The sequence below is a fragment of the Rhizorhabdus phycosphaerae genome (assembly GCF_011044255.1).
In the GTDB taxonomy this organism is placed as follows: Bacteria; Pseudomonadota; Alphaproteobacteria; order Sphingomonadales; family Sphingomonadaceae; genus Rhizorhabdus; species Rhizorhabdus phycosphaerae.
In genome coordinates, this window is record NZ_CP049107.1 from 2,366,056 (window position 1) to 2,381,328 (window position 15,273).

The following is a 15,273-nucleotide window of genomic DNA, read 5'->3' on the forward strand; positions in this document are numbered from 1 at the left end:
ATGCCGCGCGACGATGAGCAACAAGCTGACCGAAATCTGCGACGCAAAGCGAGCGCTGGTGGCGCAACGCAAGAGCGCGATCGCCTTTTCCGATCTGTCCGACCGCGCCCGGGCGGCGTCCGCCCCGCGTGGTTTCCGCGCCGCGCTCGATGCCAAGGTTGCAGCCGGCGGCTATGGCCTGATCGCAGAGATCAAGAAGGCCTCGCCTTCCAAGGGCCTGATCCGCGCCGACTTCGATCCGCCCGCCCACGCGCGGGCCTATGAAGAGGCCGGCGCCGCCTGCCTTTCGGTGCTGACCGACGAACCCTATTTCCAGGGCCATGACGATTATCTGGTGCAGGCACGCGCCGCCTGTGCCCTGCCCGCGCTACGCAAGGATTTCATGGTCGACCCCTGGCAGGTCACCGAAGCCCGCGCGCTGGGCGCCGACGCGATCCTGATCATCGTCGCGGCCCTATCCGACGATCAGATGGCCGAGATCGAGGCCGCCGCCATCGACTGGGGCATGGACGTGCTGATCGAGGTCCACGATGCCGAGGAACTGGAGCGGGCGGCGCGGCTGCGCTCGCGCCTGATCGGGGTCAACAACCGCGACCTGCGCGACTTCACCGTCGACTTCGCCCGCACCTACGAGCTGGTCGGCCGCGCCCCCGCCGGCTGCACATTCGTCGCCGAAAGCGGCCTCGGGTCCAAGGCCGATCTCGATGCGATGGCCGAACATGGCGTGCGCTGCTTCCTGGTCGGCGAAAGCCTGATGCGCGAGGCCGACGTCGCGGCCGCCACCCGCCGCCTGCTCACCGGCGCATGAGCGGCGGGCTCACCCATCTCGACAAGGACGGCGCGGCGCGGATGGTCGACGTTTCGGCGAAGGCCGGGACGAAGCGGGAGGCAATCGCCGAAGGGCGCATCCTGATCGCTGCGGACGCGCTGGAGGCGATCCGCGCCGGCGCGGTCAAGAAGGGCGACGTGCTGGCGGTCGCCCGCGTCGCCGGCATCATGGCGGCAAAGAAGACCGCCGACCTGATCCCGCTGTGCCATCCGTTGCCGATCACCGGGGTGATGCTCGACCTGACCATCGAAAGCGACGGGATCCTTGCCACGGCTACGGTCGGGACCACCTATGGCACCGGCGTGGAGATGGAGGCGCTGACCGCCGTTTCGGTCGCGCTGCTCACCATCTACGACATGGCGAAGGCGCTCGATCGCGGCATGCGGATCGGCGATGTCCGGCTGTTGTCGAAGGCCGGCGGCAAGTCGGGCGACTGGAAGGCCGGCTGATGGCGCTGATTCCGGTCGCGGAAGCCCAGGCGCGGATGCTCGCCCTGCGCGGCCCGCTGCCTCGGGAAAGCGTCGCGCTCGTCGAAGCTCTGGGCCGCTATGCGGCGCACGACATCCTCGCGGGCCGGACCCAGCCGGCGACCGATCTCTCGGCAATGGACGGCTACGCGATCCGCTTCGCCGAGCGCCCAGGTCCCTGGACCGTGGTCGGCGAAAGCGCGGCGGGTGGCGGGCTCGACCGCGCGCTGCAGCCGGGCGAAGCGGCGCGCATCTTCACCGGCGCCCCCGTGCCCGCAGGCGCCGACACGATCCTCGTGCAGGAGGAGGCGACCCGCGACGGCGACCGATTGACCATGACCGGCGAAGGACCGCCCGCGATCGGCGCCCATATCCGGCCCGCGGGTGGCGATTTCCGCGAAGGCGCACTGCTGCTCGCCCAAGGCAGCGCGATCGGCCCGGCCGCGATCGCGCTGGCCGCAAGCGGCGGGCATGGCACCCTTCCCGTCCACCGGCGCCCGCGCGTCGCGCTGCTGTCGACCGGCAACGAGCTGGTACCGGCCGGGGAACCCACGCCGGGCGCGCTTCTGCCCGCGTCCAACGGACCGATGCTCGCCGCGCTGCTGGGCACCGCTGCCTGCATCGTCACCGACCATGGCATCGTCCGCGACGATCGTGAAGCGATCGCTGCGGCGTTCGATCGACTCGCGGCGGAAAGCGACATCATCATCACGACCGGAGGCGCTTCGGTCGGTGACCATGACCTGGTGCTGCCGGCGCTCGAACAGGTAGGAGCCAGGATCGACTTCTGGCGGGTGAAAATGAAGCCCGGAAAGCCGGTCATGATCGGCACATTGCGCGACGCGATCGTGCTGGGCCTGCCCGGCAATCCCGTGTCGGCCTTCGTGACCGCGATGCTGTTCGCCAAACCGCTCATCGCCCATCTTCTCGGCGCAGCCCGCCCCGTGCCGAGGCCCGCGACCGCGAGGCTCGCAAAACCGCTTCCCTCGACCGGCAACCGCGCCGAATATGTCCGCGCGCGCTGGGCCGAAGGCGCGGTCGAGCCCCTGTCCGGACAGGACAGCGCCGGGCTCGCAGCCCTTGTTCAGGCCGAGCTGCTGATCATCCGCGAGGCCGAGGCCCCCCCCCTTCCCGAGGGCGCGGAGGTGGAGATCCTGCCCTTCGCTTGACAAGATTCCTACAGTTGCCTAAATGTTCCCCGTCCGTTCCCGATGGGGTCAAAGACCATGCTCACGCGCAAGCAACATGAACTGCTCTGCTTCATCCAGGAGCGCCTGTCGGCGACCGGGGTCTCGCCTTCCTTCGAGGAAATGAAGGAAGCGCTGGAGCTCAAGTCCAAGTCGGGCGTGCACCGCCTGATCAGCGCGCTCGAGGAACGCAATTTCATCCGCCGCCTGCCCAATCGCGCCCGCGCGCTGGAAGTGCTGCGTGTGCCGGAAATGTCGGGAAAGGTCGCGGCGTCCACCGCCAAGGCGAAGGCTCCGGCTGTCGTGCCGCAGGCCGCGAACGAGAATGTGCTCGAGATTCCGCTGCACGGCCGCATCGCCGCCGGCCTGCCGATCGAGGCGATGGAGGGACAGAGCTCGCTCTCGGTTCCCGCCGCGTTGCTCGGCCCGGGCGAACATTATGCGCTGGAGGTGTCGGGAGACTCGATGGTCGAGGCCGGCATTCTCGATGGCGACTATGCGCTCATCCGCCGCGCGGAGACTGCCCGCGACGGCGAGATCGTGGTGGCGCTGATCGCCGACCATGAAGCGACGCTGAAATATTTCCGGCGCGAAGGCGGCATGGTCCGGCTCGATCCGGCCAACCGCTCCTATGATCCGCAGCGTTATCGCCCGGATCAGGTGCAGATCCAGGGCAAGCTCGCCGGACTGCTGCGCCGCTACTGATCCGATCGGCAGGCCCGGCCCCGCAATGGGACCGGGCGCCCATCAGCTCAGCCGAATTTGCAGGCCGAGAATTTGTTGCCGTCGAGATCGCGGAAATAGGACATGTAGAAGCCCGGGCCACGCTCGCCCGGCGCGCCTTCGTCGGCCCCGCCCAGCGCCAGCGCCTTGGCATGGAAGGCGTCGACCGCCTCGCGGCTTTCCAGCTCGAACGCGATCATCGTGCCATTGCCGGCGGTCGCATCCTTGCCGTCGAACGGACGGACGAGACCCAGCATCGGCTTGCCCTCCTTGCCGAACACCGCGCCCCCACTCGGATGGTCGAACATCTTCGTCGCACCCTGCGTCGCCAGCAGATCGGCGTAGAAGGCAAGCGCCTTTTCCATGTCGTTGGTGCCCACGGTGACGTAGCGCAATTCCATCATCTCTCTCCTCTTGTTCGGTCGGGCGGGTGATAGGGCGACCCCGGGCGACTGCCAATGCCGTCTAGCGCCCGACGCGCCGATCCCCGGCATCGAGCGCGAGATAGACGCTGTCGCACCAGCGGCCACCAACGAGCCAGGTCCGCTCGGCACGCCCCGTTTCCAGAAAGCCCAGCCCACGCAACAGAGCGAGCGACGCCGCATTGTCGGGATCGACGTCGGCGAGGATGCGCGGCAGGCGATGAACCGTGAAGGCGCGGTGTATCACGGCAGCCAAAGCCTCTCGCGCCAGCCCCTGCCGCCAATGGTCGGGGTGCAGGATGAAGCCGATCTCGGGAAAGCGGTAGAGCCCGGCCTTCCCGATTACCCGGCCTTCGCGCTCGATGACGAAGTCCTCTCCCTCCTCGGGCGGGATCGCCATCGTATCGGCCAGCCAGTCGGCGGTCTGCCCGATCTCGGCATGGGGCGGGGTCGACCAGTAGCGCATCGACCGAACGTCCGAGAGGATCGCATGAAGATCGTCGAGATCGCCGGGTCTCGCGGGCCGCAGCAGCAATCGAGCCGTCCGCAATAAGGGCCTGCCCCCGTCACATCCGCTCATTGATCGAACCTTACCCAGGGATGGCGCCCCGCCTCCGCCGCGACGGTCGCCACGCCGCCGCGGTCGAGATCGATCGCCATGCCGCCGGTGCGTGCGAGCAGGCGACGGTCGATCGTCAGCCAGCGTGCCTTGCAACCGCGCGGCAGACGGCGATCGCTGATGACGATGTCGGCGCTCGCACAGGTCCGCGTGAAGCGAGCCCAGTCGAGCCGATAGGGACTGCGCGTCGCCGCGATCCGCCAGCGCCGCCCACCGCGCGCAATCTCGGTGACGCAGAGATCGGTCGAGCAGCGCGCCTGCATCAGCGCGTCGACCGGCAGTGCGTCGCCGTCATGGCCCGCCGCCTCACCCAGCATGCCGCGCACATAATCGCCCGCACGCTCCCTGAGAAGCGCGACACGCCCGTCGCCCAGCACGAAGGCGACATGACGCGCGTCGCCGGTAATCAGCAGGTCGGGCGCCGACGCGGTCAGCGCGAGCAGCCCTCCCGCAGCGCAGGGCAGCAGCCCCCAGCGGCGCAGACCGGTCCGCCACAGCGCAAGCCACAGGCCACCCAGCAGAAACAGGCCGAACGCCAGCCGCCCCATGGTCGGCAGCATCGTCACCGCCCCCGGCGCCTCGGCGACCGTCCGCGCCAGCCATAGGAGCCCCGACAGCGCCTTGCCCGCCACCCACCAGAAGGGGGCGCCCAGCCCCGCAGCGTCGAAGAGCAGCGCCAGCGCCTCGCCCGGCATGATCACGAAGGTGGTGAGGGGGATCGCGACGATATTGGCGAGCGCGCCGTAAAGGCCCGATTTGTGGAAATGAAACAGCGCGATAGGCGCGAGCGCCACTTCGATCACGAGGCCCGAGAGCAGCAGCAGCGCGAGCCCGCGTCCGCGTCGCATGATCCAGCCTTCCTCGCGCGGCGCGGCAAAGGCTCGGATGCGCGGATGGTCGAGCAGCGCGACGAGCGCGGTCACCGCTGCAAAGCTCAACTGGAAGCTGGGCCCAGCTATCGCTTCGGGCCACAGCAGCAGGACCACCAGCGCACCGGTTGCGACCAGCCGCAGCGTGATGGCCTCGCGCCCCATCGCGATGCCGGCGAGGACGAGCAGCGCGGCGATACACGACCGGATCGTCGGCACCTGCGCGCCCGACAATAATGTGTAGACGACACCGGCTAGCGCCCCCGCGCCTGCCGCGATCAGCAGCAACGGTGCGCGCAGCGCCAGCGTCGGGCTGAGCGCCAGCAGCCGCAGGGTCAGCAGCATCACGCCCCCGACCACGGCCGAGACATGGAGCCCCGACACCGACAGCAGATGGGCGAGGCCCGCGCGACGTAGCGCCTCGGCATCCTCCTCCGCGATGGCGCCCTGATCGCCGGTCGCGAGCGAGGCGGCTACCCCGCCCTCGCTGCCCGGCAGCCGCGCTTCGATGTGCCGGGACAGCGCCGCGCGCCCGTCGGCGAGCCAGCCCAGCCAGCCGCCCTCTCGTCCTTGCGTCACCGCGGGCTTGTCGAGCGCCTTGCCGGTCGCGCCCAGCCTCTGGAACCAGGCGGTGCGCGCAAAGTCCTGCGCGCCCGGTACCGGCGGTGGCGCGGGCGGCATGAGCCGGGCGCGGACAGCAATGCGATCACCGACGGACAGCCGATCGTCGACCTGCGCCTGATCGATGTTGAGGCGCAGCCGGGGCGGCAGCGGCGCGGCGACATCTTCGACCGTGATCCGCACGATCTCGCGCGCAGGCAGCCGCTCGACCGCAGCGACGCGCCCGGCAACCACCGCCACCACCGGCCGGTCGATGCGCGGCGAGGCGACCCAGTCGGCGCGGGTCCAGATCAGCACGACGCCGAACAGCGCGACCGCACCGCCCACCGCCATCATCCGCCCGAGCCGCGAACCGAGGCCGATTGCGCACCCCGCGAAGGCGAGCGCGGCAAAGCCCGCCATCGCCGCGAACCAGGCGAAACGGTCGGGCAGGACCAGCCAGGCGGCAATGCCGGCGCCCAGTGCAACCGGCAGCCACAAGGCGATCTGGTCGCGCTCCGCCTCCAGCCGCCGCTCGATCGCGGCAAGCGGGTTCAGCCCGCGAAAAGCCACCCGCGGGCCGCCCGTACCTGGGGCAGGATCAGAAGCGGAGAGGATCGGCGAGCGGCTCACCGACGTCGATCGCCTTGCCGAACAGCCGCGCCTCGGCCTGGACGGTGTCGAAATATTCCCACAGCTCGACGATCTGCTCGCCCTCGACGCGGAAGACCTGGCAATAGGTCTGCTCGTATCGCTCGCCGTCCAGCGTCTCGGCACCGCCCTCCATCATGCCGACGACGATCGGCGGGTCGACCGCGAAGATGCGATAGCGCCGGCCCAGATTGACCTTGCCCGGCACCAGATTGGCCATGACCTTGGGGAAGACCTCCTCGAACAGCTGGCGCTTGCCGTTGCAGCGGCCGGAGACCGCCGTCCGCCCCGCAACATTGAGCACGACATCGTCGTGCATCGTCGCGGCGAAACCCTCGACGTCCATCCGCCCGAGGCAATCGTACCAGCGCTCCACCACCGCCCGGATATCCGTCATGCGCCTGTCCTCCCCGCGTCATCCTCTCGGAGCACAGGTCTATGCCGCGTGCCCGACACCGGCAAGGGCAGGCAATTGCCGCAAGCCGGGGCATTTCCGCGGTCCATCGGGCCATATTTGCGTTTTGAGCATCGTCAGCCAAATTGACCCGATCGGAAAATGCTTTAGGGGGCGCTGCACAGTCGCAGGCCTTCGCCCCGCTATCGGAGAATCGGCGCTTGAGCGCACAGACGGACACAAAGGCGGTCGTCACCCGCTTCGCCCCCTCGCCCACGGGATTCCTCCATATCGGCGGCGCCCGCACCGCCCTGTTCAACTGGCTGTTCGCGCGCCACCATGGCGGCAAATTCCTGCTGCGGATCGAGGATACCGATCGCGCGCGTTCGACGCAGCCCGCGATCGACGCCATTTTGGACGGTATGCAGTGGCTGGACCTGAACTGGGACGGCGATGTCGTCTATCAGTTCGCCCGCGCCGATCGCCACGCGCAGGTGGCGCAGGAGCTGCTCGACAAGGGCCATGCCTATCGCTGCTATGCGACGCCCGAAGAACTGGCCGAGCTGCGCGAGCAGCAGCGCGCCGCCAAGCAGCCGCTGCGCTATGACGGCCGCTGGCGCGACCGCGATCCCTCCGAGGCGCCCGCCGGCGCGCCCTTCGTCATCCGGCTGAAGGCCCCGCGCGAAGGCGAGGTGACGATCGACGACCAGGTCCAGGGCCCGGTCACGGTACAGAATGCCGAGCTGGACGACATGATCCTGCTGCGGTCGGACGGCACCCCCACCTATATGCTCGCGGTGGTCGTCGACGATCACGACATGGGCGTCACCCACGTGATCCGCGGCGACGACCATCTCAACAACGCCTTCCGCCAGCTGGCGCTGATCCGCGCGATGGGCTGGCCGGAGCCGGTCTATGCCCATATCCCGCTGATTCACGGCGCTGACGGCGCGAAGCTGTCGAAGCGCCACGGCGCGCTGGGCGTCGATGCCTATCGCGACGAGATGGGGCTGTTGGCCGAGGCGGTGAACAATTATCTGCTGCGGCTCGGCTGGGGCCATGGCGACGACGAGATCATCAGCCGCGAACAGGCGATCGAGTGGTTCGACCTCGCGGGCGTCGGCCGCTCGCCCTCGCGCTTCGATTTCAAGAAGCTCGAGAATCTCAACGGCCACTATATCCGCGAAGCCGACGACGCCCGCCTTGCCGCGCTCATCGCCCCCGGAGTCGCGGCAGCGGCAGGGTGCGAGCTCGGCCCTTCGGAGCAGGACTTACTGCTGCGCAGCATCCCCCACCTGAAGGTAAGGGCGAAGGATCTCAACGAGTTGCGGGAAGGCGCCGCCTTTCTGTTTCGCACCCGCCCGCTCGATATGGACGAGAAGGCGGCATCGCTGCTAGACGAGCCGGGCAAGGCGTTGCTGGCCCAGGCCCGCGAAGCGCTCGGCGCCACTGCCGACTGGTCCGCGGACGCCCTCGAGGCGGCCGTCCGGTCGGTGGCGGAATCAGGGGGGATCGGCCTCGGCAAGGTGGCACAACCGCTTCGCGCGGCGCTCACCGGACGCACGACCTCCCCGGGCATATTCGACGTCCTGGCCCTCCTCGGTCGCGAGGAGAGCCTGGGACGACTGGATGACCAACTGCGCTGACAGCTGGTCGAGTTGGCATGAACCAGCCGGCTTGCCGGCACAGGGGCAAACGACAGGAGATTGAACATGGCTGATTCTGTGAAACTGGAGCTCGGCGGAAAGTCGTCCGAATATCCGGTCCTGTCGGGTTCCGTCGGTCCCGATGTCGTCGACATCCGCAAGCTCTACGCCAACACCGGCGCCTTCACCTATGATCCGGGTTTCACCTCGACTGCGTCGTGCCAGTCGGCGCTGACCTATATCGACGGCGACCAGGGCGTCCTGCTCCACCGCGGCTATCCCATCGACCAGCTCGCCGAGCAGTCGAGCTTCATGGAAGTCGCCTATCTGCTGCTCAACGGCGAACTGCCGAGCGCCAAGGGCCTCGACGATTTCACCTACACGATCAGCCGCCACACGATGCTGCACGAGCAGCTGGCACAATTCTACCGCGGCTTCCGTCGCGATGCGCACCCGATGGCGATCATGTGCGGCGTCGTCGGCGCGCTGTCGGCCTTCTACCATGATTCGACCGACATCAACGATCCGAAGCAGCGCCTGATCGCGTCGCACCGCTTGATCGCGAAGATCCCGACGATCGCGGCGATGGCCTATAAATATTCGGTGGGTCAGCCCTTCGTCTATCCGAAGAACGACCTCAGCTACACCGCCAACTTCCTGCGCATGACCTTCGGGGTTCCGGCCGAGGAATATGAGGCGGATCCGGTGATCGTGTCTGCGATGGACAAGATCTTCATCCTGCATGCCGACCATGAGCAGAACGCCTCGACCTCGACCGTCCGCCTGGCGGGTTCGTCGGGCGCCAACCCCTTTGCTTGCATCGCAGCGGGCATCGCCTGCCTGTGGGGTCCGGCGCATGGCGGCGCGAACGAGGCCGCGCTCAACATGCTGCGCGAGATCGGCACGCCGGACCGCATTCCCGAGTATATCGCCCGCGCGAAGAACAAGGACGACCCCTTCCGCCTGATGGGCTTCGGCCACCGCGTGTACAAGAATTTCGACCCGCGCGCTAAGGTGCTCAGCAAGGCCGCGACCGAGGTGCTCGACAAGCTGGGCATCAACGACCCGGTCCTCGACACCGCCCGCGAGCTCGAGCGGATCGCGCTCAGCGACCAGTATTTCATCGACAAGAAGCTTTACCCGAATGTCGACTTCTACTCGGGCGTGATCCTGTCGGCGATCGGTTTCCCGACGACGATGTTCACCGTCCTCTTCGCGCTCGCCCGCACCGTCGGCTGGGTCGCGCAGTGGAACGAGATGATCTCCGACCCCGAACAGAAGATCGGCCGCCCGCGCCAGCTCTACACCGGCCCGACGCAGCGCGACTATATCCCCGTCAGCCAGCGCTAAGCGGTTTCTGACAGGTCTGACGATCAGGGGGTCGGTGCCCAGGCACCGGCCCCTTTTTCGTAACGCTGCGCAAAAGCTCCTTGCCGGCTACGGGGAGGGAGACCGGCGCAGCCGGTGGAGGGGAAGGTGCCCCCCTCCCACCCGCGTCGACGGGGAGGAACTGAAGCACTCCGGGACAACGATTCCCGTCACCCGCTGTTCAGCTTTGCGCATCCACGCTAGTCTGCACCGGACACCATGAACATCGACGGGTACGCGACATGACGAAGCTGAACAGACGCGGCGTGCTCGCGGCCCTGCCCGCCCTCTACCTCGCGACCCGCGCCGGCAGTGTCCGCGCGGGCAAGCCTGGGATCGCCGGACAGGAGGCCTTCCAGAAGGAACTGGCCCCCTTCTGGGACCAGCTGGCGATGCTCCCCAGCATCCGCCAGCCCGCGACAAAGGCGCCCAGCGACGGCATCTGCTACATGTTCACCAACAAGGACTGCGCGGTGTGCCAGGTGGTGCACCAGCAATTCCCCAAGGGCTTTCGCGCGCTGGAGATGCGCTACATCGTCTATCCCTGGCCGGGTGAGCCCTATCGCGAGCTCAACTATCTCTACCGTCCGGAAACGACCCTGGCCGAGTATGAGACCTATATGGCCAGGAAGCTGACCGCGACCTCCCCTTCCGACAGCAGCGCGCAAGTGGACCTCGTCATGGCCGTCGCCGCCGACATGGCGGCCGCACTAGTCGAAGGCGGCAGCTTCGGCACCCCCTTCTTCTTCCACGGCATCGAAGGCGATACCCCCGGCCAGATGATCTTCAGCGCGGGGGATATCGTGGCGATGGGGCCGCTGCTGGATCGGGCGGCCTAAGGCCCGGAACCAGCTGCGCCCGCACCCCCTTCGTCAGGGTCTCGACCGTTCAGGCGGTCGAGCGAGCGCATGACGGGCGTGACCGTCAGTCCGTGCAGCACGATCGAGAAAAGCGCGACCAGAGCGACGATGGCCCATAGCCGCTCGGCTTGCCCGAACTCCGCATGGTTCAGTCCATAGGCGAGATAATAAAAGGAGCCCACGCCCCTTATCCCGAAAAAGGCGAGGGTCAGTTTTTCGGACCGGGCCGCCGGAAAGCCGATCAGCCCCACCAGCCCGGCGGCGGGACGGACTAGCAGGATGATCGCGGCAGCGGCAAGCACGTCCCGCCATTGAAGCGCGGCCAGCAGGCCGCCCGCAAGGGCAGCCCCGAACAGGAGGAGCAGCACCATCATGGCAAGGCGCTCGACCTGCTCGGTGATCGCGTGCATTTCATGATGAAACTCATGATCGCGATGCGACCGGCGCAGGCTGAGGGCCGTCACGAACACCGCGAGAAAGCCGTAGCAGTCCAGGATCTCCGTAACGCCGTAAGAGATCAGCGTGGCCGCGATGGCGATCAGCCCGTCACCGGTCTGGGCGAGCTTGGTTTCTGCCGGCACGTGGAAGGTCAGCCAGCCGAACAGCTTGCCGATGACGAACCCCACCACGACGCCGGCCCCGATCTCCCAGATCACGTCGTGCAACACCCAGTCGCGCACCCAGGGCTCTCCGGTGGCGGCCGCCACGCTGAGCGCGATCGCTAGGTTCACGAAAGGAAATGCCAGGCCGTCGTTCAAACCCGCTTCGGAGGTCAGCCCGAACCGCACTTCATCTTCCTCGCCCGTCTTCGGAGGGCCGACCTGGACATCCGCGGCGAGGACCGGATCCGTGGGCGCCAGGCTGGCACCGAGAAGCAGTGCCGCGGTCCAGGACAGGCCCAGACCCCACCCTCCGATGGCCGTGATGGCCAGGATCGATAGCGGCATGGTGATGGCGAGCAGCCGCCAGGTGACGCACCAGCGCCGCCAGCTGAAGAGACGATCGAGCTTGAGGCCCGCGCCCATCAGAGCGACGATGACGACGAACTCGGTAAAGCGCTCGGTGATCGCGGGATAGGCGAGAGGCGACGGCTCGAACGCCATGCCTGGGATCAGGACGATCGCTGCGCCGATGGCGATGCAGATGATCGGCAGCGACAGCGGAAGCCGTTTCAGGGCGAGCGGCAACCAGGCGACCAGCGCGATCAGCAGCCCCACCCCCGTCAACCAGAGAATATAGGGTTCCGGGGAGGAGAAGCCGAGCATGATCCCCCAACGTGCCGCCCCACCCTAAGTTCAGGAGGGCTGACCGGGTCGCGCCCATCCGCGGCCGGCTAAGGACAAGCCTCACCGATGGTTGCCCTCTTCGTTACTCCACCGCCGGCAGCGCCCAATTGATCGGCGCCATCCCATGCGCCTCCAGAAAGGCGTTGGCCTTCGAGAAATGCCGGCAGCCGAAGAAGCCGTTATAGGCCGATAGCGGCGAGGGATGCGGGGCCTTCAGGACGAGGTGGCGGCCGCCCTTGTCGGTGCTGTCGACGAAGGCCGCCTTCTTCTGCGCATAGCTGCCCCACAGCAGGAAGACGACCGGATCGGTCTTCGCATTGACCAGCCGGATCACCGCGTCGGTGAACTTTTCCCAGCCGCGGTCGCGGTGGGAGGCGGCCTGGGCCATTTCCACGGTCAGCACCGAATTGAGCAGCAGCACGCCCTGTTTCGCCCAATGTTCGAGGAAGCCGTGCGCCGGGCGTTCGAGCCCCAGGTCGCTGTGCAGTTCCTTGTAGATGTTGACGAGGCTGGGCGGCGGCGGGACGCCGGGACGGACGCTGAAGCACAGGCCGTGTGCCTGGCCCGGCCCATGATAGGGATCCTGCCCAAGGATCACCACGCGCACCCTGTCGAGCGGGGTGAGATCGAGCGCCCGAAACCACTCGCTCGCCGCCGGGAAGATGCGCTTCCCCTCGGCGCGCTGCTCCATCAGATACTGGCGGAGCGCCGCCATATAGGGGGCGTCGAATTCGGGGGCGAGCGGTCCCTTCCAGCTCTCGTGCAGCTTGATATCGGCCATGGCCGCTGTGTGGCGCAGCTTGCGCGGGCGGACAAGAGCGGCGGAGAAAAGTGGACCCGCGCCACCCGACGCAGGGGGGCGTCAGACGAGCAGGCGTTCGATCGCCTGGGCCAGCGCGACGTAGAGCTTGCCCATGTCGGACGACAGCATCGTCACCGCCAGCGCTCCGCCGTCGCGGCTGGCGAGGACGCGGCGCAGCAGCGCCTCGAAATCGTGGATGTAGCGGTTTACATGGCCGCGGAAATCGACATCGGCGTCGTAGAGCGCCGCGATCCGCCGCGCTTCCTCGGTCCGCAGCAGGCGGACGGCGGCGCGGGTGAAAGCGCCGTGGTCGCCGTGGAGATAGGCCTTCCACGCGCCGTCGGGGACATCGTGCGACAGCAGCTTGGTGACGTCGATCGCGGCCGAGTTCAGATGCTCGACGAGGACGGCGACTTCGCGGCTGATCGCTTCCTGGTCGGTCTTTTCCTGGCTCGCGCCAGCCTCGGCGACGCGCTTCTCCATCGTTGCGGCGGCCTCGGTGATCGACAGCATCTGCTGCATCAGCCGCTCGCTCGCCTGGTTGGCGGCGGCGACCGCCGCCTCGGCGGTGTCGGAGATCAGGTGGATGCGCTGGGTGATCTGGTCGCCGAAGGTGCGCTCGATCGCCTCGGCGCCGCTGCGCGCCAGCTTCTCGCTGGCGTCGGGGATGATCGATTCGAGCGCCTCGCGTGCGCCGCGCGCCGCTTCGCTCGCGGTTTCGCGGACCTTGAGGATCGCGTCGACCAGCTTGCTGCCCGACAGTTCGGACAGAGCGCGCATATTGCCCTCGCTCTCGGCGATGAGGCGGGCGAGCTCGTTCGAATGGTCGCGCAGCGCCTCCAGCCGGGCATTGGCCTCTTCGGCGAAGGCGTCGGACAGTTCGCGCTGGCGTTCGAGCAGCGCGTCGCCATCGGCGGCGATGCCGGCCATGCGGCGGGCGGCGAGATCGCCCAGCCCTGCAATCGCCTCGCGCTGACGGTCGATCAGCAGGTCGGCCGAGCCGAGCCGGTCGGTCGCGCGTTCTACCGTCTGGGTCAGTTGTTCGGCCTGGGCGGTGATCGCGCGCATCACGCCGTCGCCGCGTGCGGCCTCCGCCTCCACCCGGTGCATCACCTGGGGCAGGTCGCGCTCGACATTGGCGATGATCGAATCGAACGCGATGCGCAGCGCATTGGCCCGATCGGTCAACGTGCGAGCGCCCGCCATGCTGTTGGTCACGGCCTGGCCCAGATTGTCGACATGGTCGCTGAGCGTAACGACCAGTTCGGCCAGATCGGCGGTCTGTTCGGTGCTGGTGGCGCCCAACGCCTCGAACCGGCTTTCGATCGCCGACAGCGCATGTTCGAGATTGGCGACCAGCCGGCGGGCGTCCTCGTCCTGACGGGTCAGCTGGCGCGAAAGGTCGTTCGCCATCGCGCCCATTTCGGTCAGGCGCTGCGCGATCGAGGCGGCGGCGGCGGTGCCCGCTTCGTCCAGCGCGGCGCGGCCATGGTCGATCATCGCCGCCATCGCCTCGCGCTGGGCATCGATGCCCGATCCGACCTGGTCTATTGCCAGCACCGCCTTGTCGAGCGTGCCGTCGATCGTCTGGCCAAGCGACGCCGCGGCCTCCTCGATCGTGCGCGCGGTACGCTCGGCGCGCGTCTCGATCCGGCCAATCTGCGTCGCGAGGCGGCCCGAGGCGGTACCGATCATCTCGTCCGCCTCATGGCTGCGCGCCACGATCGCCGACAGCGCCTCGGACAGGCCATCGGCATGGTCCTTGGCAGTGCCGCCGATCGAACCGATCAGCTCGGCCACTTCCTTCACCATGTCGAGCGAGCGCGGCAGATCCTGCATCAGGCCGCTCATGTCCGAGCGCGCGCCACCCGCCGCATTCTGCAGCAGCTCGGTCTGGCGGGCGAGCAGATCGGTCTCGTCGCGCATGTCCATGCTGATCTGCTGGAGCTTTTCAGCGGCGCGATTGCCCTCGTCGAGCAGTGCGCTGGTGTGGCCGGCGAGATCGGCGCGACGATTGTCGAGCACGGCGGTGATGCGGCCGACCGCATCCTCCAGCCGGCGTGCCTCGACCCGCAGCGACAGGGCGGTGTCGCCGAAGCGCTTCGCCTCACGCAACGACCCGCGCTGAAGCAAGATATAGAGGATGCCGAGCAGGGCGAGCGGCCCGCTGAGCAAAGCGATGCCATTGGCGATCGCGGGCAGGTCGATCGCCGTGGGCGCGGCGCCCCCGATCCACAGCGCGACCCAGCCCGTCGCGAGCGTTCCGAACAGCACGCCTATCGCAATATCGGCGCCCCGACGCCGGGGCATAGTGGAGACCGGATCGACATAGGCGGGCGCGTCCTCGCGCGCGCCTTCGCCCAGGATCAACTCGCTGTTGTCGACGGATATTTCGTGGCCCGCTGCTCTATCGGCATCGTCCCCGGAAAGCGGCGTCGCTGCGGAACGGACGGCGTCGGCCTCGGCCGCATTGGCGGCGCGCCAGCGATCCAGCGGATGCGGTGCCTTCCCCATGGGCATATCCCTACAGGAATCGCGAGTCGCGGCATA

General features: G+C 68.0%; 14 protein-coding genes. 7 read left to right on the plus strand and 7 right to left on the minus strand.

What is annotated here, in order from left to right; all coding sequences use genetic code 11:
- Window positions 1–13 precede the first annotated feature (13 nt).
- The 4 genes from trpC to lexA are packed head-to-tail and all read left to right on the plus strand — an operon-like array spanning window position 14 to window position 3,188.
- Window positions 14–808, plus strand: coding sequence for an indole-3-glycerol phosphate synthase TrpC (gene trpC, locus G6P88_RS10810; protein ID WP_165323162.1), 795 nt, complete (start codon window positions 14–16; stop codon window positions 806–808).
- Window positions 805–1,278, plus strand: coding sequence for a cyclic pyranopterin monophosphate synthase MoaC (gene moaC, locus G6P88_RS10815; RefSeq protein WP_165323163.1), 474 nt, complete (start codon window positions 805–807; stop codon window positions 1,276–1,278). Before trpC ends, moaC begins: the two co-directional genes overlap by 4 nt.
- Entirely contained in the window at window positions 1,278–2,465 is a 1,188-nt protein-coding gene (locus G6P88_RS10820) for a molybdopterin molybdotransferase MoeA (protein WP_165323164.1), read from the plus strand. The genes moaC and G6P88_RS10820 overlap by 1 nt, the downstream gene beginning before the upstream one ends.
- Before the next feature lie 57 nt (window positions 2,466–2,522).
- Entirely contained in the window at window positions 2,523–3,188 is a 666-nt protein-coding gene (gene lexA, locus G6P88_RS10825; RefSeq protein WP_165323165.1) for a transcriptional repressor LexA, read from the plus strand.
- Between the two features lie 47 nt (window positions 3,189–3,235).
- Here lexA and G6P88_RS10830 read toward each other — a convergent pair whose 3' ends face one another.
- The 4 genes from G6P88_RS10830 to G6P88_RS10845 all read right to left on the minus strand — a co-directional run bounded on the left by G6P88_RS10830 (window position 3,236) and on the right by G6P88_RS10845 (window position 6,764).
- The gene (locus tag G6P88_RS10830) at window positions 3,236–3,610 is read right to left on the minus strand and encodes a VOC family protein (protein ID WP_165323166.1); all 375 of its coding nucleotides are present in this window, start codon (window positions 3,608–3,610) and stop codon (window positions 3,236–3,238) included.
- A 61-nt stretch (window positions 3,611–3,671) separates the two neighbouring features.
- A complete protein-coding gene (locus G6P88_RS10835; RefSeq protein WP_345719154.1) occupies window positions 3,672–4,163 on the minus strand; it encodes a GNAT family N-acetyltransferase in 492 nt (163 codons plus the stop codon).
- A gap of 41 nt (window positions 4,164–4,204) precedes the next feature.
- Window positions 4,205–6,289 (minus strand): ComEC/Rec2 family competence protein, encoded by a 2,085-nt coding sequence (locus G6P88_RS20435; RefSeq protein WP_282097758.1) that lies wholly within the window; start codon window positions 6,287–6,289, stop codon window positions 4,205–4,207.
- A 28-nt stretch (window positions 6,290–6,317) separates the two neighbouring features.
- Window positions 6,318–6,764: a nuclear transport factor 2 family protein gene (locus tag G6P88_RS10845; protein ID WP_165323168.1), complete on the minus strand. Its 447-nt coding sequence runs from the start codon at window positions 6,762–6,764 to the stop codon at window positions 6,318–6,320.
- Window positions 6,765–6,982: 218 nt separating this feature from the next.
- On the opposite strand from G6P88_RS10845, the gene gltX reads away from it, so the two are divergent.
- The 3 genes from gltX (at window position 6,983) to G6P88_RS10860 (ending at window position 10,614) form a co-directional block, all read left to right on the plus strand.
- Window positions 6,983–8,407 (plus strand): glutamate--tRNA ligase, encoded by a 1,425-nt coding sequence (gltX, locus tag G6P88_RS10850; protein WP_165323169.1) that lies wholly within the window; start codon window positions 6,983–6,985, stop codon window positions 8,405–8,407.
- A 66-nt stretch (window positions 8,408–8,473) separates the two neighbouring features.
- The gene (gene gltA, locus G6P88_RS10855) at window positions 8,474–9,757 is read left to right on the plus strand and encodes a citrate synthase (protein WP_165323170.1); all 1,284 of its coding nucleotides are present in this window, start codon (window positions 8,474–8,476) and stop codon (window positions 9,755–9,757) included.
- Window positions 9,758–10,017: 260 nt separating this feature from the next.
- Entirely contained in the window at window positions 10,018–10,614 is a 597-nt protein-coding gene (locus tag G6P88_RS10860) for a permease (RefSeq protein ID WP_226946522.1), read from the plus strand.
- Here the strand turns inward: G6P88_RS10860 and G6P88_RS10865 are convergent.
- From G6P88_RS10865 to G6P88_RS10875, 3 genes are all read right to left on the minus strand, one after another.
- Window positions 10,611–11,900, minus strand: a complete 1,290-nt coding sequence (locus G6P88_RS10865; protein ID WP_165323171.1) for a cation:proton antiporter — start codon at window positions 11,898–11,900, stop codon at window positions 10,611–10,613. The genes G6P88_RS10860 and G6P88_RS10865 overlap by 4 nt on opposite strands.
- Window positions 11,901–12,003: 103 nt before the next feature.
- Complete coding sequence (gene ung / locus G6P88_RS10870; RefSeq protein ID WP_165323172.1) at window positions 12,004–12,702, minus strand: uracil-DNA glycosylase; 699 nt, start codon at window positions 12,700–12,702, stop codon at window positions 12,004–12,006.
- A gap of 81 nt (window positions 12,703–12,783) precedes the next feature.
- Window positions 12,784–15,237 (minus strand): coiled-coil domain-containing protein, encoded by a 2,454-nt coding sequence (locus G6P88_RS10875; RefSeq protein ID WP_165323173.1) that lies wholly within the window; start codon window positions 15,235–15,237, stop codon window positions 12,784–12,786.
- Window positions 15,238–15,273 lie beyond the last annotated feature (36 nt).

Excerpts from the sequence above, each read along its gene's own strand:
- trpC (WP_165323162.1), top strand. The coding sequence starts at position 14 with ATGAGCAACAAGCTGACCGAAATCTGCGACGCAAAGCGAGCGCTGGTG.
- moaC (WP_165323163.1), top strand. The coding sequence starts at position 805 with ATGAGCGGCGGGCTCACCCATCTCGACAAGGACGGCGCGGCGCGGATG.
- G6P88_RS10820 (WP_165323164.1), top strand. The coding sequence starts at position 1,278 with ATGGCGCTGATTCCGGTCGCGGAAGCCCAGGCGCGGATGCTCGCCCTG.
- lexA (WP_165323165.1), top strand. The coding sequence starts at position 2,523 with ATGCTCACGCGCAAGCAACATGAACTGCTCTGCTTCATCCAGGAGCGC.
- G6P88_RS10830 (WP_165323166.1), bottom strand. The coding sequence starts at position 3,610 with ATGATGGAATTGCGCTACGTCACCGTGGGCACCAACGACATGGAAAAG.
- G6P88_RS10845 (WP_165323168.1), bottom strand. The coding sequence starts at position 6,764 with ATGACGGATATCCGGGCGGTGGTGGAGCGCTGGTACGATTGCCTCGGG.
- gltA (WP_165323170.1), top strand. The coding sequence starts at position 8,474 with ATGGCTGATTCTGTGAAACTGGAGCTCGGCGGAAAGTCGTCCGAATAT.
- G6P88_RS10860 (WP_226946522.1), top strand. The coding sequence starts at position 10,018 with ATGACGAAGCTGAACAGACGCGGCGTGCTCGCGGCCCTGCCCGCCCTC.
- G6P88_RS10865 (WP_165323171.1), bottom strand. The coding sequence starts at position 11,900 with ATGCTCGGCTTCTCCTCCCCGGAACCCTATATTCTCTGGTTGACGGGG.
- ung (WP_165323172.1), bottom strand. The coding sequence starts at position 12,702 with ATGGCCGATATCAAGCTGCACGAGAGCTGGAAGGGACCGCTCGCCCCC.
- G6P88_RS10875 (WP_165323173.1), bottom strand. The coding sequence starts at position 15,237 with ATGGGGAAGGCACCGCATCCGCTGGATCGCTGGCGCGCCGCCAATGCG.